The following is a 21,122-nucleotide window of genomic DNA, read 5'->3' on the forward strand; positions in this document are numbered from 1 at the left end:
CGGTCTCCAGAAGGCCGGTCAGCGGCGGGTGTAGCGGTTGGCCAGACGCTCCAGCCACTGGCTGTAGCGGGACATGCTGAAGCAGAAGAGCCAGAAGATCATGCCGGCGAAGACATAGACCTCGGCGAAGTAGGGGCGCCATTCGGGGTCGGTCGTCGCCACGGTGGCGGCGGTCAGCAGGTCGTACAGGCCGACGATGGTGACCAGCGAGGTGTCCTTGAAACAGCTGATGAACTGGTTGACGATCGGCGGGATGACGATGCGCAGCGCCTGCGGCAGGACGATCAGCCGGGTCTTCTGCCAATAGGACAGGCCGAGCGCGTCGGCGGCCTCGTACTGGCCCTTGGGGATCGCCTGCAGGCCGCCGCGCACGGCTTCCGCCAGATAGGCCGCGGTGAACAGGGTCAGGCCGGCCAGCGCCCGCAGCAGCTTGTCCACCGTCACGCCTTCCGGCAGGAACAGCGGGAACATGACGGACGCCATGAACAGCACGCTGACCAGCGGCACGCCGCGCATCAGCTCGATGAAGCCGATGCAGAAGGTGCGGATGGCCGGCAGCGACGACTGGCGGCCCAGCGCCAGCAGGATCGACAGCGGGAAGGCGAGAGCGATGGCGAAGACCGACAGCATCAGCGTGATCGGCAGTCCGCCCCAGCGGTCGTTGGCGACATAGGTCAGGCCGAGGATGCCGCCCCACATCAGCACGCCCATGGCGACCAGAACCAGCGCCCAGGCGACGGCTAATGCGGGCCGCCAGAAGGCGCGCACGCCGCTTACGCCCAGCATTGCCACGAACAGGCCGCAGGCCAGGAAGGGGCGCCACTGTTCCTCGTAGGGGTAGGTGCCGAAGAAGATCAGCCGGTGCTTGACCGCGATGATCGACCAGCAGGCGCCGGCCGCCTCGCGGCAGGCCTCCGAGGACCCGCTCCACACCGCGTTCAGCAGCAGCCAGTTCACCATCGGCGGCACGGTGAACCACAGGATGGCGAGGCAGAGGACGGTCAGGCCCGTGTTCAGCGGGGTGTCGAACAGGTTGGCCTTGGCCCAGTTGACCGGCGCCCAGCCCAGCGGCTTCAGCGCGGTGACGCCGTTGGGTTGCGGCGGGACGGAGGCCTGCGACGGCTCCTCTTCATAGGAGGCGGCCCAGGCGGTGGTGGTGTTGGTCGGGACTTCCTTGCTCATCGCGTCACCAGGGCCACTCGGCGGTTGTACCAGTTCATGAAGCCGGCGATGCACAGGCTGATGACGAGATAGACCGCCATCATCATCGCCACCGCCTCCACCACCTGGCCGGTCTGGTTGGCCGAGGTGTTGGTGACGCTGACCAGATCGGGATAGCCGATGGCGACGGCCAGCGAGCTGTTCTTGGTCAGGTTCAGGTATTGGCTGGTCAGCGGCGGCACGATCACCCGCAGCGCCTGCGGCAGGATGACGAGGCGCAGGATCTGCACCGGCGACAGGCCCAGCGCCAGCCCGGCCTCGGTCTGGCCATGCGGCACGGCGAGGATGCCGGAGCGCACGATCTCGGCGATGAAGCCGGCGGTGTAGACCGACAGGCCGATCAGCAGCGCGGTGAATTCCGGGGTGACCGACCCGCCGCCCTCGAAGTTGAAGCCGGCCAGCGCCGGCACGTCGAAGGCCAGCGGTGCGCCGGTGGCGACGAACACCGCGACTGGGGGCAGCACCACCGCGGCGACGGCCGCCGGCAGGGTGGGGAAGGGCTTGCCGGTCGCCTCGCGATGGCGGCGGGCGTAGCGGACGATGGCGACCGCTGCGGCGATGCCCGCCAGCAGGGCCAGGAAGGCCCAGCCATGGCCGGGATGCTCGGCCAGCACCGGGAACTTCATGCCGCGGTTGCTGAGGAAGACGTGAGGAACCACCTCCAGCGCCTCGCGCGGGCTCGGCAGCCGGTTCATGATGGTGTACCAGACCACCAGCTGCAGCAGCAGCGGCACGTTGCGCACCGTCTCGACGAAGACGGCGGCGAAGCGGCCGACCATCCAGTTCGACGACAGCCGCGCCACGCCGATGGCCACGCCCAGCACGGTGGCCAGCACCACGGCGGCGGCCGACACCGACAGCGTGTTCAAGAGGCCGACGACCAGCGCCCGCAGATAGGTGTCCGACGCGGCGTAGCTCATCAGGCTTTCGCCGATCTCGAATCCGGCCTCGCGTTCGAGAAAGCCGAAGCCGGTGGCGACGCCGCGGTTGGCGAGATTGGTCAGCGTGTTGGAGACGAGATACCCGGCGACGGCGAGGGCGCCGGCCAGGAACAGCCCCTGGTACAGCCACCCCCGCACGCGCGCGGAGTTCAGCGCCTGGATCAGGTTGGTCATGGTGATGCTCCGTGCGGGGGAGTGAAGGCGGGCGAACACTTGCCCCCACCCCGACCCTCCCCCGCTCTCAGCGGACCTACGGTCCGCCTGCCGCGTCAGCACAAAGCGGAGCTATGTGCGTGAGCTGGGCGGGGGAGGGAGAGATCCCCTCCCCTGCGGAGCGGGGGAGGGTTAGGGTGGGGGCAATGCGCGGCCTTACTTCATCGGCGGGGCGTACATCATGCCGCCATCGGTGTAGAGGGCGTTCTGGCCGCGCGGCATCTTCAGCTTGGAGCCGGCGCCGACGTTGCGCTCGTAGCTCTGGGCGTAGTTGCCGACCTGCTTGATGATGTTGAAGGCCCAGTTCTCTTCCACGCCCAGAGCCTTGCCGTTGCCGGCGGTGACGCCCAGCAGGCGCTTCACGTCCGGATCGGGGGAGGTCATGGCGGCGTCGACGGTCTCCGACGTGATGCCCTTCTCCTCGGCCTGGACCATGGCGTAGAAGGCCCAGGTCACCAGGTTCGCCCATTCCTCGTCGCCCTGGCGGATGGCCGGGGACAGCGGCTCCTTGGAGATCAGCTCCGGCAGGATGACGTAGTCGTTGGGGTTCGGCGTCTCGGCGGCGCGGATGGCGGCCAGCTGCGAGGCGTCGGAGGTCAGGGCGTCGCAGCGGCCGCTGAAGAAGGCCTTGTGCAGCTCCTCGTTCTTCTCGATGACGACCGGCTTGAAGGTCATCTTGTTGGCGCGGAAGAAGTCGGCGACGTTCTGCTCGGTCGTGGTGCCGGGCAGGACGCAGACGGTGGCGCCGTTCAGCTGCTTGGCGCTCTTCAGCCCCAGCTTGGCCGACACCATGAAGCCCTGGCCGTCATAGTAGTTGGTCGGCGCGAAGTTCAGGCCGTTGGCGGTGTCGCGGGTCAGGGTGCGGGTGGTGTTGCGGGCGAGGATGTCGATCTCGCCGGACTGCAGGGCCGGCAGGCGCTGCTGCGCCGACAGCGGCGTGTACTTCACCTTTTCGGCATCGCCGAACATGGCGGCGGCGACGGCGCGGCAGACGTCGACGTCCAGGCCCGACCACTTGCCCTTGTCGTCCGGCGAGGAGAAGCCGTAGAGGCCCAGATTGACGCCGCACTGGACGTAGCCCTTCTGCTTCACGCCGTCGAAGGTGGCGCCGGCCTGGGCGGTGCCGGACAGGGCGAGAGCGGAGACGGACAGGGTGGCCGCGATGGCGAGCGCGTTCAGACGGGTCTTCACGGGGCGTGGCTCCTTCAGCCTTGTTCATTTTAAGGGCGCCGGGGCGGGGCATGGTCCCCGGCCGCCGCGCAAGGCCGACAATCGCTCAGCGGATTGAACAAAGTGCCCCGCGGTCTTGAACGGATGTGGCGGAGATGTGAACAGCTTTGAACAAATCCCCTCTCCCACGGCGAAACCGCCGGTTGCGCTTCGCCCGATACTGGTCACGGGGCTGGCCAGAGAAATTCCGTGCGTCATCGGCAGACTGACCCTACAAGCGCCGGATGCCGGTGATATGTTAGCGTCGGCAATTGCGGGAACGGGATGTCGATGGGGTCGGTTCGGACGGTCTGGCAGCGGGTGGCGCGCTTTTCGCTGCTGCGGCGCGGTCCAGCATTGCGCTATGGCGCGGGGCTGCTGACATTCGCCGTTGCATTGGTGCTGCGTTGGGCCGTCGATGGCGTTCTGCCCTCCGGCTTCCCCTATCTCACCTTCTTCCCCGCGGTGATCCTGACCACCTTCGTCGTCGGGCTGGGGCCGGGGGTGGTGACGGCGGTGCTCTCCGGGCTGGCCGCCTGGTACTTCTTCATTCCGCCTTACGACACTTTTACGCTGAATGCCTCCAGCGGGCTGGCGCTGGCCTTCTATGCGGTGATCGTCACGGTGGACATCGCGCTGATCCACGGCATGCAGGTGACGCTGGCCCGCCTGCACGAGGAACGCGGCCGCACCGCGTCCCTGCTGGCCGCGCAGACCACCATGTTCCACGAGCTGCAGCACCGGGTCGCCAACAACATGCAGTTCGTCTCGTCGGTCCTCGACCTGCAGAGGCGGTCGGTCGGCCGATCGCCGGAAGGGGCGATGGCGGCGCTGGAGGAGGCCGGGCGGCGGCTGGACACCATGGCGCGGGTGCACCGGCGTCTGCACGACCCCCGGTCCGGCGACGATTTCGGCCGCCACATCGAAGCGCTGTGCCAGGATATGCTGGAGGCCGCCGGCAAGCCCCACGTCACCTGCCGCGTCTCGGTCGGGGCGGCGCCGCAGTCGCCCGAACGGCTGCTGGCCCTGGCCCTGCTGATCGTGGAGGCGTTGACCAACGCCCTGAAGCACGCCTTCGTTGGCCGCGAGGGCGGGATCGTCGCCATCGAACTGCATGCCGTGCCGGACCATCCCGGCCATCTGCACCTGCGGGTGACCGACGACGGCGTCGGCCTGCCGGTGGGGATCGACGTATTGCGCCTGCCGAGTCTGGGCTGGAAGATCATCCAGAGCCTGGCCGGCCAACTGTCCGGCCAGTTGAGCTATGGCCCCGCCGACGGCGCCGGCACGCGCATCGACCTGCGCTTTCCCGCCTGAGCCGGTGCTTGTCCCGCCAGCGCTTGTCCCGCCAGCGCTTATCCCAATGTCCATTGCGGCTTTTCCGTCGCCATGGGACGAACTATCTGTGATCCTGCCGGTTGCAGCGGGGACCGGCCGGCGAATGGCCGGCGACAGGGGGAGGGAAGCTTATGGCGACGCTGAAGGAATTCGAGGATGCGCTGAAGGCGGCGGGCAACACGGCGGCGCTGGAGATCCTGGAATCCCTGAGGGCGCGCGACCGCAGCCAGCGCTCCATCCGCCCGGCGCGGCGCCTGACCGGACGCAAGATGACGCCCGAACTGGCCGCCGAGATCCTGCATCTGCACGAAACCACCAACATGACCCAGCAGGAGATCGCCTTCCAGCTGGGTGTGAACCAGGGCCGGGTGAACGAGGTCATCAAGCGCCGCAAATGGCTGACCGACGATCCCGCCGCGCCGGAAGCCCAGGCGCGCGACATGGGCAAGCAGCGCGCCAAGGACGGCGTCGGCGTCGCGCCGAGCCGACCCTCCAGGAAAAAGGCCGCGAAACCGGCCGCCGAAACGGAGGCCGCGCCGGAAGCCGTGCCCGAGCTTGCGCCGGGGCTGACCCCGGAGGCTGTGCCGCCAGCGGAGCCGGTGGCGGAAGCGGTGCCGGAAGTCGCCGCCACGCCGGAGCCTGAGTCCGCTCCGCCGCAGGAGGCGCCGGAACCGGCGGCCGAACTGCCCATGCCGATGGCAGCCCCCGAACTGCCGGTGGAACAGCCCGCCAAGGCCGAGGACAAGCTGAAACGCAAGTCCGCCCCACGCAAGCAGGGCAAGACCCCGAAAGCGCCGGAAATGCCGCTGTTCAAGGATCTGCTGTAGGATTTCCGAGGGGCGCATGAAAGCCCTCTCTCCCCCGGGGAGAAGGAGGGGACCCGCGCCGCAGGCGTGGGGAGGGTGAGGGGGATGCACCGCGTGCCTTTGCGGGAATCCTCGCCATGCATCCCCCTCACCCTGACCCTCTCCCCGCTTTTGGCGGACCGGAGGTCCGCCTGTCGCGTCAGCGCAAACGAAGTTTGCGCGTGAGCGGGGGAGAGGGGAATGTCCTCCACCCCCCGAGCCATGCCTGTCGCTCATCTCGCATCTGCGAAATTGGCGGCCTGCGGCGGATTGCCTCAGCGGGGGTGGGGCAAATATCCTGACCCTGTCCCGGTCGTTTTCCGCCCCCTGACCGCCGGGTTCCAGAATTCCCTCATCAAGCGGCGACAGCGGAGAAACGACCATGGCTTCTGCCGGCCATCACGGCGACATGCGTGCCGGGGCACAGGCGGCCCCGGCCCATCCCGGGCTGGTGCTTCTGGCGCTCGCCATGGGCGGTTTCGCCATCGGAACGACCGAATTCGCGACGATGAGCCTGCTGCCCTATTTCGCCCAGGGCCTCGGCATCGACGAGCCGACCGCCGGGCACGTCATCAGCGCCTATGCGCTGGGCGTGGTGGTGGGCGCGCCGGTGATCGCGGTGCTGGCGGCCCGGCTGTCGCGCCGGACCCTGCTGATCGGGCTGATGGCGGTCTTCGCCGCCGCCAATGTGGCCAGCGCCTTTTCGCCGTCCTATGGCTGGATGCTGGTCTTCCGTTTCATGAGCGGCCTGCCGCACGGCGCCTATTTCGGGGTGGCCGCCCTTGTCGCGGCGTCGCTGGTGCCGCCGCAGCGCCGGGCGCAGGCGGTGTCGCGGACCATGCTGGGGCTGACGGTGGCGACCATCGTCGGCGTGCCGATGGCGAACTGGATCGGGCAGGCGATGGGCTGGCGCTGGGGCTTCGGCGTCGTCGGGCTGCTGGCCCTGCTGACCGTGCTTCTGGTCTGGATCTTCGCCCCCAACGACCGCCCGCACCCGGACGCCAGCCCGCTGCGCGAACTGGGCGCGCTGAAGCGGCGGCAGGTCTGGCTGACGCTGGGCATCGGCGCCATCGGCTTCGGCGGCATGTTCGCCGTCTATACCTATGTCGCCTCGACCCTGATGGAGGTGACGCAGGTCTCGCCGTCGGCGGTGCCGGTGGTGCTGGCGGTGTTCGGCGCCGGCATGACCGTCGGCACGCTGGTCAGCGCCTGGGCCGCCGACCGCGCCCTGATGCCGACCGTCGCCTTCCTCCTGCTGTGGAGCGCCGGCTCGCTGGCGCTCTATCCCTTCGCCGCCGGCAATGTCTGGCTGGTCTCGGTCGTGGTGTTCATGATCGGCTGCGGCGGCGGGCTCGGCACCCCGCTGCAGGCCCGGCTGATGGATGTGGCGGAGGACGCGCAGACGCTGGCCGCCGCGCTGAACCACAGCGCCTTCAACGCCGCCAACGCGCTCGGCCCCTGGCTGGGCGGCATGGCGATCGCCGCCGGCTGGGGCTGGACCTCCACCGGCTGGGTCGGCTCGGCGCTGGCGCTGGGCGGTCTGGCCGTGTGGGCGGTGGCGATGCTGGACGACCGCGCCACCAGCCGCGCCACCAGCCGTGCCGCCGACGCCCGGCTGGCCGAGGCCTGCGCCGGCGACTGATCCGCCGACGTCCGTTCCTAACGTCCCGATACGTCCCAGGCGATCCGCGCCGGATGTTCGCCGAGGTCGAGGGAGCCGATGACGATCTCCCCCCGGCCGGACAGCGGCACCACGTCGCCCAGCTTCAGCAGCCGCTGTTCGCCGTTCTGCCGCACCAGGCGGGTGCCGTTGCGGCTGAGATCCTCCAGCGTGAAGGCGCCGTCGCGCAGCCGCACCACCGCATGGCGGCGCGAGGCGGAGGCATGGTCCAGCACGATGCCGCATTCGGCGGCACGGCCGATCACGACGTCGCCGCCGGCGTCGGGCAGAGCGACCGACCGGCCCTGGAAGCTCAGCGTCAGGCGCGGCGCAGGCGGCGCATGCAGGTCGACCGTCACCTCCGGCATCCGAGGCGCGATTCGCGATCCGGCCAGGATGCCGCTGCCGGTCACCGACATCCGCTGCTCGTCGGGGATGGTGGCGATCTTGGCGATCAGCCCGTCGGCCAAGGCCCGGGGGATGCCGGCGGCACGCAGGCGGCGGCCCAGCCCCTCGCGCACCTCCTGGAGCGAGGCGCCGGGGGCGGCAAGCTCGGCAGCCGATTTCACCCGGCCGAACTCGTCGGCGACATGCTGGATGACCGTGCTGATCTTGCGGTGGCCGTAGGCGCTGGTGCCGAGGTCCAGCAGGTAGCCCAGCCGCCCGGCCGCGGCGCCGAAGCGTCCGGCCAGCCGCGTCATCGTTTCCTCGAAGGGCAGGTCGCTGCCGCCGGCCGCCCACACGGTCTTGCCGCGGCGGGTCAGCGATTCCGCCATGGCCGGGCCGCCCATGAAGCCGTCGAAGGCGATCATCCCGTCGACGATGGCGCCGAAGGCGCGGGCGTCGCTGGACAGCCCGGTGCGGGTCAGCGGCGTCAGCCCGTCCAGCCCGCCGCGGATGCGGTTGAGCAGTGCCTCCCGCGTCCGGGGAAAGCCGGTTGTCGTTCCATCGGACCCAAGCACATTCGACAGCGCCAGCAGCGGTTCGGTGTGGGGCAGGCGGTCGTCCAGGTCGCCGCGCAGGGTGGCCAGCAGCGCCAGGATGGCGCTGCCCAGGTCGGGCGCGTATCCGATCAGCGCGCGGATCGGCTCCCGCCCGTCGACGATCTCCGCCGTGAATTCGTCCACCAGCCGGCTGCTCTCGCCGTCGCCTTCCCGGTGCAGGCGCAGGACGGCCGCCAGCTTGGCCCCCCACTCGCGCTGCGGCTCCAGCAGCGTGCCGAAGGCGTGGGTGACGATGCGGTCGCGTTCCTCCACCGGGCGGTCGACGGCGGCCAGCAGCAGGCCGGAAATCCCGCCGCGCATCAGCGCCTGATCGAAGGGGGCCAGCGTGTCGGACGCCTGGGCGAGTTCCTTCAGCCCGGCGAACAGGCGGATGATCTGGTCGTAGCGTTCATGCGGCTTCAGCCCCAGCATCGGCGCCTGGATGGCGGCGAGCCGGCTGACCGCCGGGTTGAACAGCAGCGCCTCCCGCTCGAAGTAGCGCAACGGATAGTAGCGGTGAAGCTGCTCGGACGGAATGACGCCCTGGTCGTCCCAATAACCGCGCAGCAGCCGCAGCAGGGTCATCCGGCTGTCGAAGGAAAAGACCTGCAGCACGCTCGTGCAGAGGCTGGCCTCTTCGATCGGAGAGATGGTGGTCAGCTTGGCGCCGCCGGAGGAGGATTTCTGGAAGATCGTCTCTTCCCGGCCGGTCCCGGTGACCTTTACCACCCGCACCACCGGGAACTTGGCAAGGCGCAGCAGGAAATTCGCGCGCTCCGTCGCCGACTTCTCGTCATCGAAGACGCCGTCGATGTTGGGTTTGCCGCCCTGTTCGACCACCACCTCGAAGCGCGCCTCGCGCCGCTTGGACATCGCCATGCCATCCCCCTTCGGCCTGCCCCTGTCGGACTGCTGCCGGCTACGTCCCTGTTCGCGATTTCCAGCGATTTTTCCCCAAAATACTTTATGAAATCCTGCATCAGAAGCGGAAAGACCCGACCCTTGACAGTCCTTCCCGGTTCCGGCCGTCCCGATTCGAAGCGCCGCCTGTACGCGACGCCGCTGGGCCGCCGTCCGTTCCTCGGCCTGCTCGGCTGCCTTGCTCTGCCCGCAGTGGCGCGGCCTTCCTATGCTGCAACCATTGATTTCGATGGCCTGGGGCCCGAAGGCACCGCGGTCGGCTATATCCTGTTCGACCCCGACAGCGGCCGGGCGGTGGAGGCGCGGGCGGCCGACACCCCCTTCATCCCGGCCTCTGTGGCGAAGCTGCCGACCGCCTCGGCGGCGCTGGCCCTGCTGGGACCGGATCACCGATTCGCCACCCGGTTGCTCGGCGGCGAATCGTCCGGCGGTGGGCTGTCCACCGACGGGGTGCTGCGCGGCGACCTGATTCTGCAGGGCGGCGGCGACCCGGCCCTGGCGACGGAAGGGCTGCTGCAACTGCTCGACCAAGCGCGTGCCGCCGGGCTTCGCCGGGTGGAAGGGCGCTTCCTCTACGACACCACGCTGCTGCCCGAACTGGCGGAGATCGATTCCGGCCAGCCCTGGGCCGCTCCCTACAACACGGGCGCCGGGGCGCTGTCGCTGAACTACAACCGTGTCCTGCTGAGTTGGGGGCGCGGCGGCCGGGGCGGGCCGGAGGCGTTGACCGTCGCCGATGCCGGACGGCTGCCGCTGGACAGCGTCACCGTCCTGCCGATGGCAGCGGGCGGCCGCTTTCCGCTGCTGCCGGACGGGGCGGACCGCTGGCGCATGACGGCGCCGGCAGCGGGGGAGGCCGGGGCAGCCTGGGTGCCGGTGGCCCGGCCGGGGTTGGCCGCCGCCACGCTGTTCCGCCGGTTGGCCGCCGAGGCCGGCATCGCCCTGCCGCCGCCCCTGCCGGGACGGGCACCAGCCGGGACGGTCCCGATCGCGACCCTGGACAGCCTGCCGGTGGCGGAACTGGTCCGCGGGCTTCTGCGCCATTCCAACAACCTGTCGGCGGAGGTGATCGGACTGGCCGCCGCGCGCCGGTTGGATCCGGCCGTCGCGACGCTCGGGCATTCCGCGGCGATGCTGCAGGGCCTGCTGGCGCGGCATCCGCTGGACGGGGCCGGGTGGGGCGGGTTGCGGCTGGCCAATCATTCGGGGCTGGGCACCGGGTCGCGCGCCACGCCACGGCAGATGGCGGCGCTGCTGCGGGCCGGCGGGCCGGCGCTGTGGGACCTGCTGCCGGGGGAGGAGGACGGCAAGGCGCTGCCGCCCGGCGTGCGGGCCAAATCCGGGACCCTGGCCTATGTCAAGGGCTTGGCCGGGCTGCTGACCGCAACCAGCGGCCGGCGGCTGGGCTTCGTTCTGTTCATCACCGATGCCCGGCGCCGGGCGGCGATGGACGCCGCGCTGGACCGCCGGGTGACCGCCATCCCGTCCGACGCGCGTGTCTGGGCCGCGGACGCCCGTGCGTTGCAGAGCGGGATGTTGGAGCGGTGGGTTTTAACCTATTGACTGACATAGGTCATACGTCCGACTATGACGTGTCCGTTAAAATGCAAGGCAAAGTCGATCCGATACAAATTGGTCCGCAAGCCGGTCCGCAGGCGAATTGAATGCCCGTCCATCCGATCCATATCCGTCCCCATTCGGCAGCGGGAGTGCCAGACCCGATGATGACAGCCAGTTCCAGCACCTCTACCGCGCGCAGCGCACTGCGCCGCAGGCTGGAACGGCAGGACGTCGCCGCCAACCGCTATCACGACCGGCGGCTGGGGGCGGAGGTCGTCAACATCGTCGTCGGCGGCTGCGTCGTCACCGACGACCCGAACGTCGTCATCACCACCACGCTGGGCTCCTGCGTCGCCGCCTGCCTGTACGATCCGGTGGCGGAGATCGGCGGCATGAACCATTTCCTTCTGCCCGATGCCGGCACGGACGCGCTGTCGCTGTCGTCCCGCTACGGTGCCACGGCGATGGAGCAGCTGATCAACCGTCTGCTGGCTGTCACCGGCCGGCGCGACCGGCTGCGCGCCAAGGTGTTCGGCGGCGCCAACGTGAACCTGACCACGCTGCGCACCGCCAACATCGGCCAGCGCAACGTCGAATTCGTGATGGAGTATCTGGCGACGGAAGGCATTCCCACCGTCAGCTGGGACGTCGGCGGCGCCAGTCCCCGCGGCGTGCGCTTCTTCCCCACCAGCGGGCGCAGCCAGCGCCGGCTGATCGGCGACGAGACCCTGCACGACATCGCCCGCAACGAGTCGTCCTACATGGAACATCTGGGCCGGACGCGGATCGAAGGCGACGTCGAGCTGTTCTGATAAGCTCGACCGGCGGCGTACATTCCACAGTCGCGCCGCCGATACCCGCCGTTCCTCTGCGGAGCCCTTCATGGCCGACACGCTGTTCCGGATCGCCACCTTCAACCTGGAAAACCTGGACGACGATGCCGACGAGCCGCCCTTCGAGGCGCGGATCGCCACCCTGCGCCCGCAGCTGGAGCGGCTGGAGGCCGACATCCTCTGCCTGCAGGAGGTCGACGCCCAGCACCCGGTGAAGAGCGAGCCGCGGACCTTGCGTGCGCTGACCCGCCTGCTGGAGGGCACGCGTTATGCCGATTACCACGTCACCGCCGGCGACGCCGAGTCGCCGGCCGACCGCCACAACCCGGTGATCGTCAGCCGCTGGCCGATCAGGGCGGCGCGTCTGCTGCGCCACCATCTGGTGCCGCCGGCCCGCGTCCGCCTCGCCACCGCCGACCCGGCGTCGGATACGGAGACGGAGGTCGGCTGGGACCGGCCGGTGCTGCATGCCGAGGTGGAGATGCCGGACGGCCGCATCCTGCATGTCTTCGACCTGCATCTGCGCGCGCCAATCGCCGCCCCGGTGCCGGGGCAGAAGACCGATGCCCAGACCTGGAAGACGGCATCCGGCTGGGCGGAGGGCTTCTATCTCGCCTCGATCAAGCGGACGGGGCAGGCGCTGGAAACGCGCATGGCGGTCGACCAGCTGTTCGACGCCGATCCCGACGCGCTGATCGTGGTGGCCGGCGACTGCAACGCCGAGCTGGAGCAGACCGCCGTCCGCATCATCCGCGCCGCCCCCGACTTCACCGGCAACCCGGCGCTGGCGAACCGCGTGCTGGAGCCGCTGGAGCAGGCGATCCCGGACGCGCGGCGCTACACCGTCCTGCATGCCGGCACGCCGGTGCTGCTGGACCATCTGATGACCTCGCCGCGCCTGACCGAACGCCTGCAGGAGGTCGCCATCCACAACGAGGATCTGACCGACGAGGTCGATCACGCCGACGAGCCGTCGCCGGTCAGCTACCATGCGCCTGTGGTGGCGAGTTTCGCGCTGTAGGACTGGATTTGCCGGGGCAACTGGTGGAAAACAACGTCTTCGGGTTTTTGCGGCGCTCCGGTCCGGTTGAGAGGGCCAGCGCCAATTGGGGAGACAGCATGTTCACTGCCGCCAGCTTCCGCGTCGGCGACCGCGTGACGATCCGCAGCGGCCAGTCCATTCCGCAGTCCACCGCAACGGTGGAGCGCTATACCGAAGGGGGACGCTGCATGGTGCTGTCCGACGGCAGCGAATGGCGCGCCGACGGGCGCCGCCAATGGAGCTTCCGCGGCGGCTATTACAAGGGGCCGGTGGTCGAGCCGTTCGAGGCGGGTGACGACGACTTCATCGCCCGCCGCCGCGCCATCGGCGCGCTGCGCAAGTTCGGGGATGGGCTGACGATGGAGTCGCCGCTGAGCACCGAGGCGTTGCAGCGGATTTTAGAGGTGGTGGACAAGGAGAAGGCGGCGGTGAAGAAGGGGTGAAGGGGGCTGGAGTCTTGCGGCGTTAGACCCCCACCCTGACCCTCCCCCGCTGGGCGGGGGAGGGGGATTGGCGCTTGTTCGGGAGGGTGGCGGCAGTCCCTCCCCCGCCCAGCGGGGGAGGTTAGGTGGGGGCATTCGAAGCCTACGCTTCGCAATAACCCTCTCACTCCGCCGCGACGGTCTCCCGCACGGCTTCCTCGGCCGGTACCGTGCGGATCAGGTGGTCGAAGGCGGCCAGCGCGGCCTTGGCACCCTCGCCCATGGCGATGACGATCTGCTTGAACGGCACCGTCGTCGCGTCGCCGGCGGCGAACACGCCGGGGACGGAGGTCTGGCCGCGGTTGTCCACTTCGATCTCGCCGCGCGGGGTCAGCGCCAGCGTGCCCTTCAGCCATTCGGTGTTGGGCACCAGGCCGATCTGCACGAAGATGCCTTCCAGATCCACCCGCTTCAGGTCGCCGCTGTTGCGGTCCTTGTAGGACAGGCCGACGACCTTGTTGCCGTCGCCATGCACCTCGGTGGTCTGGGCCGAGACGATGACGGTCACGTTGGGCAGGCTGTGCAGCTTGCGCTGCAGGACCGCGTCGGCGCGCAGCTGGCTGTCGAACTCGATCAGCGTGACGTGCGAGACGATGCCGGCGAGGTCGATCGCCGCTTCCACACCGGAATTGCCGCCGCCGATCACCGCCACGCGCTTGCCCTTGAACAGCGGGCCGTCGCAGTGCGGGCAATAGGCCACACCCTTGTTGCGGTATTCCGCCTCGCCCGGGACATTCATCGAGCGCCAGCGGGCGCCGGTCGACAGCACCACAGTGCGGGACTTCAGCGAGGCGCCGCTGGCCAGCTTCACCTCGATCAGCCCGCCTTCCTGCGTGGCCGGCACCAGGGCGGTGGCGGTCTGCAGGTTCATCACGTCGACCTCATAGTCCTTGACGTGCTGTTCCAGCGCCGCGGCCAGCTTCGGCCCCTCGGTGTGGGAGACCGAGATAAAATTCTCGATCGCCATGGTGTCGAGCACCTGACCGCCGAACCGCTCGGCCGCGACGCCGGTGCGGATGCCCTTGCGGGCGGCGTAGATGGCGGCCGCGGCGCCGGCGGGGCCGCCGCCGATCACCAGCACCTCGAACGGGGCCTTGGCCTTGATCTTCTCGGCGGCGCGGGCGACGGCGCCGGTGTCGAGCTTGGCGACGATCTGCGCCACGTCCATCCGGCCCTGGGCGAAGGGCTCGCCGTTCAGGAAGACGGTGGGGACGGCCATCACCTGACGCTGCTCGACCTCCTGCTGGAACAGCGCGCCGTCGATGGCGACATGCTTGATCCGCGGGTTCAGCGCGCTCATCAGGTTCAGGGCCTGGACCACGTCCGGGCAGTTCTGGCAGGACAGCGAGAAATAGGTCTCGAAGCGGAAATCGCCGTCGAGGTTGCGGATCTGCTCCAGCAGCTCCTCGGATTCCTTGGACGGGTGGCCGCCGACCTGAAGCAGAGCCAGCACCAGCGAGTTGAACTCGTGCCCCATCGGCAGGCCGGCGAAGGTGACGCCGATGTCGCTGCCGTCGCGGTTGATCGCGAAGGAGGGGCGGCGGGCGTCGGCGCCGTTGCGGTCCAGCGTGATCTTGTCGGACAGCGAGGCGATGTCTTCCAGCAGGCCCAGCATCTCCTGCGACTTCGCCCCGCCGTCCAGCGACGCGACCAGCGTGATCGGATGGGTGATGCGCTCCAGGTAAGCCTTCAACTGCGTCTTCAGATTGGCGTCCAGCATGGCTCTCTTTCCCAACGTCTCGTGTCCGGGGCGGATCGCCTGCGCTTCAAGGCGGCGGTCCGGGCGGAGAATTAGGTGGCCCGAATCGGGAGATCGAGTCGGGTTGGCGGTATCGGTTCCGGCGAGTGGTCCGGTTTTGAAACAGTGAAGAGTTCGAAACGTCATCGTCCTCCCCGCGCAGGCGGGGATCCAGGCTTTGAAAGGACTGCGACAAAAAGCGCGTCTGGGTGCCCACCTTCGTGGGGATGGGGAATCCGATGACGAAACCCGTCACGGGAGAGGGCTATGGCAGCCGGCCCGTGGAAACCGCCTTGCGGCCGTGTCGGCCCGTCCAAGGGTACTGCAATCAACACCCGCCGTGGCGGCGGGGTTGGGGGCCGGCCGGAACCGGCCCCCGATCCATAGGGCTCCCGAAGGACCCTTAGATCTTGCCGACGAGGTCGAGCGACGGGGCGAGGGTCTTCTCGCCTTCCTGCCACTTGGCCGGGCAGACCTCGCCCGGGTGGGCGGCGACGTACTGCACGGCCTTGATCTTGCGCAGCAGCTCCTTGGCGTCGCGGCCGACGCCGCCGGCGGTGATCTCGACGATCTGGATCTTGCCGTCCGGATCGACGACGAAGGTGCCGCGGTCGGCCAGGCCGACTTCCTCGATCAGAACCTCGAAGTTGCGGCTGATGGCCAGCGTCGGGTCACCGATCATGGTGTAGCCGATCTTGCCGATGGCCGGAGAGGTGTCGTGCCAGGCCTTGTGGCAGAAGTGGGTGTCGGTCGAGACGCTGTAGATCTCGACGCCCAGCTTCTGGAATTCGGCGTAGTTGTCGGCCAGGTCTTCTAGCTCCGTCGGGCAGACGAAGGTGAAGTCGGCCGGATAGAAGAACACGACCGACCACTTGCCCTTCAGGTCGGCGTCGGTCACGTCGATGAACTTGCCGTTCTTGTACGCGGTCGCCTTGAAGGGCTTAATCTCGCTGTTGATCAAGGACATTAGTGTTCTCCGATGGGGTGCGATGAATGGTTGTCGCCTCGATCCCCGGCCGGTGGCCGTGACATGCCCGACTTAGTGCGGCGCACCGGGTCGAACAAGGGGGGCTTTATCGAGTGGCTGGGGTGAGGCGTCGTTCCGTTGTCCCGTTGACCCGAGGAGGAATACGGGAAATCTGTGATCAAGAGAAGTAGAAAATACCAATTGAACTGATCGATAAATCCGATTACATATCCCGGCATGAAGCCGCTCCCCACCCTGCGCCAGCTCCGCTATCTCGTCGCCGTCGTCGACCGCTGCCATTTCGGGCAGGCGGCGGAGGCTTGTCTCGTCAGCCAATCCACGCTCAGCGCCGGCCTGCAGGAACTGGAAGACCTGCTGGGCGCTACGCTGGTGGAGCGCACGCGCCGTTCGGTGCTGCCGACCCCGCTCGGCCGCGAGATTGCCGAGCGCGCCCGCCAACTGCTGAAGGGGGCGGAGGAGTTGGTGGACATCACCCGGTCCGCCGCCGACCCAATGTCGGGCGCCCTGCATCTGGGGGTGATCCCGACCATCGGCCCCTTCCTGATCCCCCGCGTGATGCCGGCCCTGCGCGAGGCCTTCCCGCGCCTGCGCCTGTATCTGCGCGAGGACCAGACCGCCCGCCTGCTCGGCCAGCTGAACGCCGGCAAGCTCGACGCGGCCCTGCTGGCCTTGCCCTATCCGATGGGCGACCTGGAGACGGAGGACATAGCCGAGGACCGTTTCTCCTTCGTCTGCCCCACCGGCCACCGGCTGAGCGGCGGCGACCCGGCGCAGCCCGTCGCGGTTCCGTCGGAGGATCTGCTGCTGCTGGAGGACGGGCACTGCCTGCGCGACCACGCCATGGCCGCCTGCGCGCTGGACGCCACGCCACACAACACCGCCTTCCAGGGCACCAGCCTGCACACGCTGGTTCAGATGGTGGCGAACGGGCTGGGGGTGACGCTGCTGCCGCAGATGGCGGTCGATTCGGGCATCCTGCGCGGGCTGGATCTGGCGGTGCGCCCGCTGGCCGGCGACCGCCCCGGCCGCCGCATCGCGCTGGCCTGGCGCCGCACCTCCGGCCGGAAGGAGACCTTCCAGCGGCTGGCCGAAGCGCTGCGGGCGGAGATGACGCGCAACGACGGTTGAGCGGCCGTGCCGCAAAGAAACGCTTGGTCCGACGGGTGCGAGGTGGTTTAAACGGGACGGTTTCTCGCCCGTTCAATCCGCCTTCCAATCCGCTTTCGGGACACCCCGCGTCATGGTCACCACCGACACCGCCCCCCTGTTCGACCGCGTCGCCATCGTCGGCATCGGTCTGATCGGCTCCTCCCTGGCGCGGGCGCTGGCGGAGTATGGGATCGCGCGGCAGGTCGTCTGCGCCGACCGGAACCCGGAAGCCTGCGCCAAGGCGCTGGAGCTGGGCATCGTGGCGGAGGCCACCACCGATCTGGCGGCGGCGCTGGCCGGTGCGGAACTGGTGGTTCTGGCGACCCCGGTCGGCAGCTTTGCCGCGGTGGGCGAGGCCATCGGGCCGCTGCTTAAACGCGGGACCATCGTCACCGACGTGGGTTCGGTCAAGCAGGCGACGCTGCGCGACATCGGGCCGCATCTGCCGGACGGCGTCCACCTGATCCCCGGCCATCCGGTGGCGGGCACCGAGCATTCCGGTCCCGAGGCCGGTTTCGCCACCCTGTTCCAGGGCCGCTGGTGCATCCTGACCCCGGCGACCGGCGCCGACCGCCATGCGCTGGCGCGGGTGACGGAGATGTGGCGCCGCGTCGGCTCCACCGTGGAGATCATGGAGGCCAATCACCATGACCGCGTGTTGGCCATCACCTCGCACCTGCCGCACCTGATCGCCTACACCATCGTCGGCACTGCGTCCGACCTGGAGGAGGACACCAAGTCGGAGGTCATCAAGTTCTCCGCCGGCGGCTTCCGCGACTTCACCCGCATCGCCGCCAGCGATCCGGTGATGTGGCGCGACATCTTCCTGAACAACCGCGAGGCGGTGCTGGAGATTCTGCAGCGCTTCACCGAGGATTTGACGGCGCTGCAGCGCTCCATCCGCTGGGGCGAGGGCGAGCAGCTGCAGGACCACTTCACCAAGACGCGGGCGGTTCGTCGGGGGATCATCGACGCCAAGCAGGCGTAGTTTGGGGATGGAGGGTCGGCTTCGATTGCCCCCACCCTGACCCTCCCCCGCTGGGCGGGGGAGGGGACAAGTGCTTGTTTGGAAAGGCGGCGGCAGTCCCTCCCCCGCCCAGCTCTCGCACAAAGCTATGCTTTGTGCTGACGCGGCAGGCGGACCAAAGGTCCGCTGAAAGCGGGGGAGGATAGGTGGGGGGCTAACTCTTACGACGCCCGCAGCGCCCCCAGGAACCCGTCCACCTCCTGCCGCATCCGTCCGGCGTCGTCCGTCACCGTACCCACCGAGCGCACCATCACGCCGCTGGCCTGCTCCGCCGATGCGGCGGCGGCAGTGACGGCGGCGATGTTATCGGAGACGGTGCGGGTGCCGTCGGCGGCATCCTGGATGTTGGCGGCGATCTCGCCCACGGCGGCGGATTGCTGCTCCACCGCGGTGGCGACCTCGGCGGCGATCTCGTTGATGCGGGTGATGGTGCGGGTGACGGCGCCGATGGTGTCGACCGCGGTGCCCGACGCGGTCTGGATCTCGGCGATGCGCGCCTGGATCTCGGCGGTGGCCTTCGCCGTCTGGCCGGCCAGCTGCTTGACCTCGCTGGCGACGACGGCGAAGCCCTTGCCGGCCTCCCCGGCGCGGGCCGCTTCGATGGTCGCGTTCAGCGCCAGCAGGTTGGTCTGGCCGGCGATGCCGGAAATCATGTCCACGACCTTGCCGATCTCCTTTGCCGCTTCGGCGAGGCTGCCCATCACGGCGGTGCTGCGTTCGGCGTCGCGGGTGGCGTCAGCGGCGATGCCGGCGGAATCGGCGACCAGGCTGGCGATGCCGGCGAAGCTGGCCGACAGCTCTGCGGTGGCGGCGGCGACGCTGTCGACATTGGCCGAGGCGCGGCCGGCGGCGGACGACACCGCGTCGGAATGGCGCGCGGTCTCGGCCGCACCCTCCGCCATCGCGGTAGAGGCGGCGGCCATCTCGGCGGTGGAGGCCGACAGCGCTTCGACCAGCCGCTTCACCGTCGCCTCGAAGCCGTCGGCCAGCGTGCGCAGTTCGCGGCGGCGTTCCTCGGCGGCGGCGGTCTTCAGCCGCTCCTGCTCCTGCTGGAGGCGTTCGGTGTCGAGCATGGTGTCGCGGAAGACGCGGGCGGCGGTCGCCATGCGGCCGATCTCGTCGCGGCGGCCTTCCTCGAAACTGGCGGAGAAATCGCGGGCGGCCAGACGCTCCAGGGCGCTCGCCACGTCGAGGATCGGGCGGGAGATGCCGCGCACCAGTACGACGCCGAAGCCCAGCGCCAGCAGGGTGCAAAGCGTCACCCCACCCAGCACCATGCCGTGGGCGCTGTTGTAGACCTCCGCCCCCTGGTCGGCGACGGCGCCGGCATCGGCCATCGTGCCGTCGACCAGCGCGTCCAACGCCTCCTGCACGCGGGCGAAGGCGACGGCGCTGGGACGTTTGAAGACGCTGACGGCGGACTGGGCGTTGCCGTCGCGGGCTTGGGCGCGCACCCGGTCGGCCGCGGCGGCATAGGCGGTCCAGGCTTCGTCGAACGCCGCCAGCCGCGCCGCCCCTTCCCCGGCGGTGAAGCGGGTGCCGGCGTCCTGCCGGCGGGCCGTGACCTCGGCCACCGCGTCGGCCCAGCCCTTTTCCGCCTGGTTCACCTGCATCTCGTTGGTGGCAAGCGCATAGGCGGCTTCTGCGATGCGATGACTCTGCGCGGCGGAGGTCAGTTGACCGGCCAGCTGGGTCGCCGGCAGCGAACGGCTGCGCATGGTTTCGGCGGCATTGTTTAGGATTTCCAGCCGGCTGAGCGTGAACAGGCCGAAGGCGCCGGCCATCACCACGGTGCCCAGAACGGCGACGATGATCTTGGCGCGGATGGTGAGGCGCCCGAATGCACGAATTTTAGCCATTTTGCCTGCATCCCCGCCAAGCCTTGGGTAAGAAATCGTCCCACCCGAAGGTATTGTTCGACCCTCAACCTTACTAATCCGAATGTTTAAAATTATCAACGCGGAAGGCGAGTGAATTCGTCGGAAATCGGCGGGGTCGGGCAATGGTCACAGTCTGGGAAAGAACCGGCCCAAAAACGAAACGGCCACCGCACCCGGTTGGTGCGGCGGCCGTTTCGGTACCGGCTGAGGATGGAGGTCAGGCGGCCTTGCGAACGGAACCCAGCTCGGTGAACAGCTTCACCACGGCTTCGACGAACTCGTTCAGCTGGTCCTGGCCGAGGGCAGAGACCGTGACGTCGTCGACGACCAGAGCCTCGTCGCTGATCCGGCCGCCGGCGGCGGTCAGGTCGGCGCGGTAGGCTTCCGGAGCAGCCAGCAGACGGCCGCGCAGCTTGCCCGGAATGGCGAGCAGCTGGATGCCCTGGTCGATGGCGGCGATCGGCTTGCCGGCATCCAGGAAATGGCCGACGATGCGGCGGGTGTGGGCCGACTGCTGCAGCTTCGCCACGCTGCGCTCACCACCCGGCAGCAGCAGCATGTCGAAGTCGGCGCCCAGCGCCTCGCTCAGATGCTTGTCCACCGGGAAGTAATGGCCCCAGGACTTGCCGTGCCAGCCGTTGACCAGACCCGTCTCGGTCGAGATGGTACGCAGCGTGGCGCCGGTCTTGATCAGGGCGCGTTGCGGCTCGGTCATCTCCGCTTCTTCAAAGCCGTTGGAGACGAGGATGGCGATAGACTTTCCTGCGAGCGATTGATCCATACTGTCTTGTCCTTTCATCGTTTCACCAAAGAACGCCGGACCATCTCCGATGGCATGTCGACCAGGGGAGAACCCGCCGGGGGCCCGCCGGAGCAGGGGGCGGTCGGGAAACGGTCATCGCCGCGCAAGGGGATGCGCGGCGGCCAGTTCCGCCCGCCGGTGGCCCGAAGTCGGGGTGCCGGCGTGTGGGACCTTTACGTCCCGGATCGGTTTGTTTTCAGCATGCGGACTTAATTGGTCCCGATGCGGTGCCAAGTCAACAACGGATTCCGCGCCGCACCCAAGACCACGGCATCGCGGATCCGCGCTCA

17 protein-coding genes are annotated in these 21,122 nt (G+C 69.0%); 9 read left to right on the forward strand and 8 right to left on the reverse strand.

Features of this window, described 5'->3' with window-relative positions; genetic code table 11:
• Positions 1–18 precede the first annotated feature (18 nt).
• The 3 genes from J2Y49_RS12270 to J2Y49_RS12280 all read right to left on the reverse strand — a co-directional run bounded on the left by J2Y49_RS12270 (position 19) and on the right by J2Y49_RS12280 (position 3,566).
• A complete protein-coding gene (locus J2Y49_RS12270; RefSeq protein WP_310115124.1) occupies positions 19–1,182 on the reverse strand; it encodes an amino acid ABC transporter permease in 1,164 nt (387 codons plus the stop codon).
• Positions 1,179–2,336, reverse strand: a complete 1,158-nt coding sequence (locus J2Y49_RS12275; RefSeq protein ID WP_310115125.1) for an amino acid ABC transporter permease — start codon at positions 2,334–2,336, stop codon at positions 1,179–1,181. The genes J2Y49_RS12270 and J2Y49_RS12275 overlap by 4 nt, the downstream gene beginning before the upstream one ends.
• A 195-nt stretch (positions 2,337–2,531) precedes the next feature.
• A complete protein-coding gene (locus J2Y49_RS12280) occupies positions 2,532–3,566 on the reverse strand; it encodes an amino acid ABC transporter substrate-binding protein (protein WP_310115126.1) in 1,035 nt (344 codons plus the stop codon).
• 309 nt (positions 3,567–3,875) lie between these two features.
• Between J2Y49_RS12280 and J2Y49_RS12285 the strand changes: the two genes are divergently transcribed.
• From J2Y49_RS12285 to J2Y49_RS12295, 3 genes are all read left to right on the forward strand, one after another.
• Positions 3,876–4,901 (forward strand): DUF4118 domain-containing protein, encoded by a 1,026-nt coding sequence (locus tag J2Y49_RS12285; protein WP_310115127.1) that lies wholly within the window; start codon positions 3,876–3,878, stop codon positions 4,899–4,901.
• Between the two features lie 152 nt (positions 4,902–5,053).
• Positions 5,054–5,749: a hypothetical protein gene (locus tag J2Y49_RS12290; RefSeq protein ID WP_310115128.1), complete on the forward strand. Its 696-nt coding sequence runs from the start codon at positions 5,054–5,056 to the stop codon at positions 5,747–5,749.
• A 400-nt stretch (positions 5,750–6,149) separates the two neighbouring features.
• On the forward strand, positions 6,150–7,409 hold the full coding sequence (locus J2Y49_RS12295) for an MFS transporter (RefSeq protein WP_310115129.1): 1,260 nt from the start codon (positions 6,150–6,152) through the stop codon (positions 7,407–7,409).
• Between the two features lie 17 nt (positions 7,410–7,426).
• Here J2Y49_RS12295 and J2Y49_RS12300 read toward each other — a convergent pair whose 3' ends face one another.
• Entirely contained in the window at positions 7,427–9,289 is a 1,863-nt protein-coding gene (locus tag J2Y49_RS12300) for an FHA domain-containing protein (RefSeq protein ID WP_310115130.1), read from the reverse strand.
• Between the two features lie 123 nt (positions 9,290–9,412).
• Between J2Y49_RS12300 and J2Y49_RS12305 the strand changes: the two genes are divergently transcribed.
• The 4 genes from J2Y49_RS12305 to J2Y49_RS12320 all read left to right on the forward strand — a co-directional run bounded on the left by J2Y49_RS12305 (position 9,413) and on the right by J2Y49_RS12320 (position 13,209).
• Positions 9,413–10,894, forward strand: a complete 1,482-nt coding sequence (locus tag J2Y49_RS12305; RefSeq protein ID WP_310115131.1) for a D-alanyl-D-alanine carboxypeptidase — start codon at positions 9,413–9,415, stop codon at positions 10,892–10,894.
• A gap of 158 nt (positions 10,895–11,052) precedes the next feature.
• Positions 11,053–11,703 carry a chemotaxis protein gene (locus J2Y49_RS12310; protein ID WP_310115132.1) on the forward strand — a complete coding sequence of 217 codons (651 nt, stop codon included), beginning with the start codon at positions 11,053–11,055 and terminating at the stop codon, positions 11,701–11,703.
• Between the two features lie 70 nt (positions 11,704–11,773).
• Positions 11,774–12,745: an endonuclease/exonuclease/phosphatase family protein gene (locus J2Y49_RS12315; protein WP_310115133.1), complete on the forward strand. Its 972-nt coding sequence runs from the start codon at positions 11,774–11,776 to the stop codon at positions 12,743–12,745.
• Between the two features lie 98 nt (positions 12,746–12,843).
• Positions 12,844–13,209 carry a hypothetical protein gene (locus J2Y49_RS12320; protein WP_310115134.1) on the forward strand — a complete coding sequence of 122 codons (366 nt, stop codon included), beginning with the start codon at positions 12,844–12,846 and terminating at the stop codon, positions 13,207–13,209.
• 163 nt (positions 13,210–13,372) lie between these two features.
• Here J2Y49_RS12320 and ahpF read toward each other — a convergent pair whose 3' ends face one another.
• Both ahpF and ahpC read right to left on the reverse strand, forming a co-directional pair.
• On the reverse strand, positions 13,373–14,968 hold the full coding sequence (ahpF, locus tag J2Y49_RS12325) for an alkyl hydroperoxide reductase subunit F (RefSeq protein WP_310115135.1): 1,596 nt from the start codon (positions 14,966–14,968) through the stop codon (positions 13,373–13,375).
• Positions 14,969–15,389: 421 nt separating this feature from the next.
• Positions 15,390–15,953, reverse strand: a complete 564-nt coding sequence (gene ahpC / locus J2Y49_RS12330; protein WP_012977724.1) for an alkyl hydroperoxide reductase subunit C — start codon at positions 15,951–15,953, stop codon at positions 15,390–15,392.
• Between the two features lie 237 nt (positions 15,954–16,190).
• On the opposite strand from ahpC, the gene J2Y49_RS12335 reads away from it, so the two are divergent.
• Together J2Y49_RS12335 and J2Y49_RS12340 are read left to right on the forward strand one after the other, a co-directional pair.
• A complete protein-coding gene (locus J2Y49_RS12335) occupies positions 16,191–17,102 on the forward strand; it encodes a hydrogen peroxide-inducible genes activator (protein ID WP_310115137.1) in 912 nt (303 codons plus the stop codon).
• A 112-nt stretch (positions 17,103–17,214) separates the two neighbouring features.
• Positions 17,215–18,111 (forward strand): prephenate/arogenate dehydrogenase family protein, encoded by an 897-nt coding sequence (locus tag J2Y49_RS12340; RefSeq protein WP_310115138.1) that lies wholly within the window; start codon positions 17,215–17,217, stop codon positions 18,109–18,111.
• 200 nt (positions 18,112–18,311) lie between these two features.
• Here the strand turns inward: J2Y49_RS12340 and J2Y49_RS12345 are convergent, their stop codons facing one another.
• Both J2Y49_RS12345 and J2Y49_RS12350 read right to left on the reverse strand, forming a co-directional pair.
• On the reverse strand, positions 18,312–20,009 hold the full coding sequence (locus tag J2Y49_RS12345; RefSeq protein ID WP_310115139.1) for a methyl-accepting chemotaxis protein: 1,698 nt from the start codon (positions 20,007–20,009) through the stop codon (positions 18,312–18,314).
• A gap of 238 nt (positions 20,010–20,247) precedes the next feature.
• Complete coding sequence (locus J2Y49_RS12350; protein ID WP_310115140.1) at positions 20,248–20,811, reverse strand: DJ-1/PfpI family protein; 564 nt, start codon at positions 20,809–20,811, stop codon at positions 20,248–20,250.
• Between the last annotated feature and the right edge of the window lie 311 nt (positions 20,812–21,122).

This window comes from Azospirillum sp. BE72 (assembly GCF_031455875.1).
In the GTDB taxonomy this organism is placed as follows: Bacteria; Pseudomonadota; Alphaproteobacteria; order Azospirillales; family Azospirillaceae; genus Azospirillum.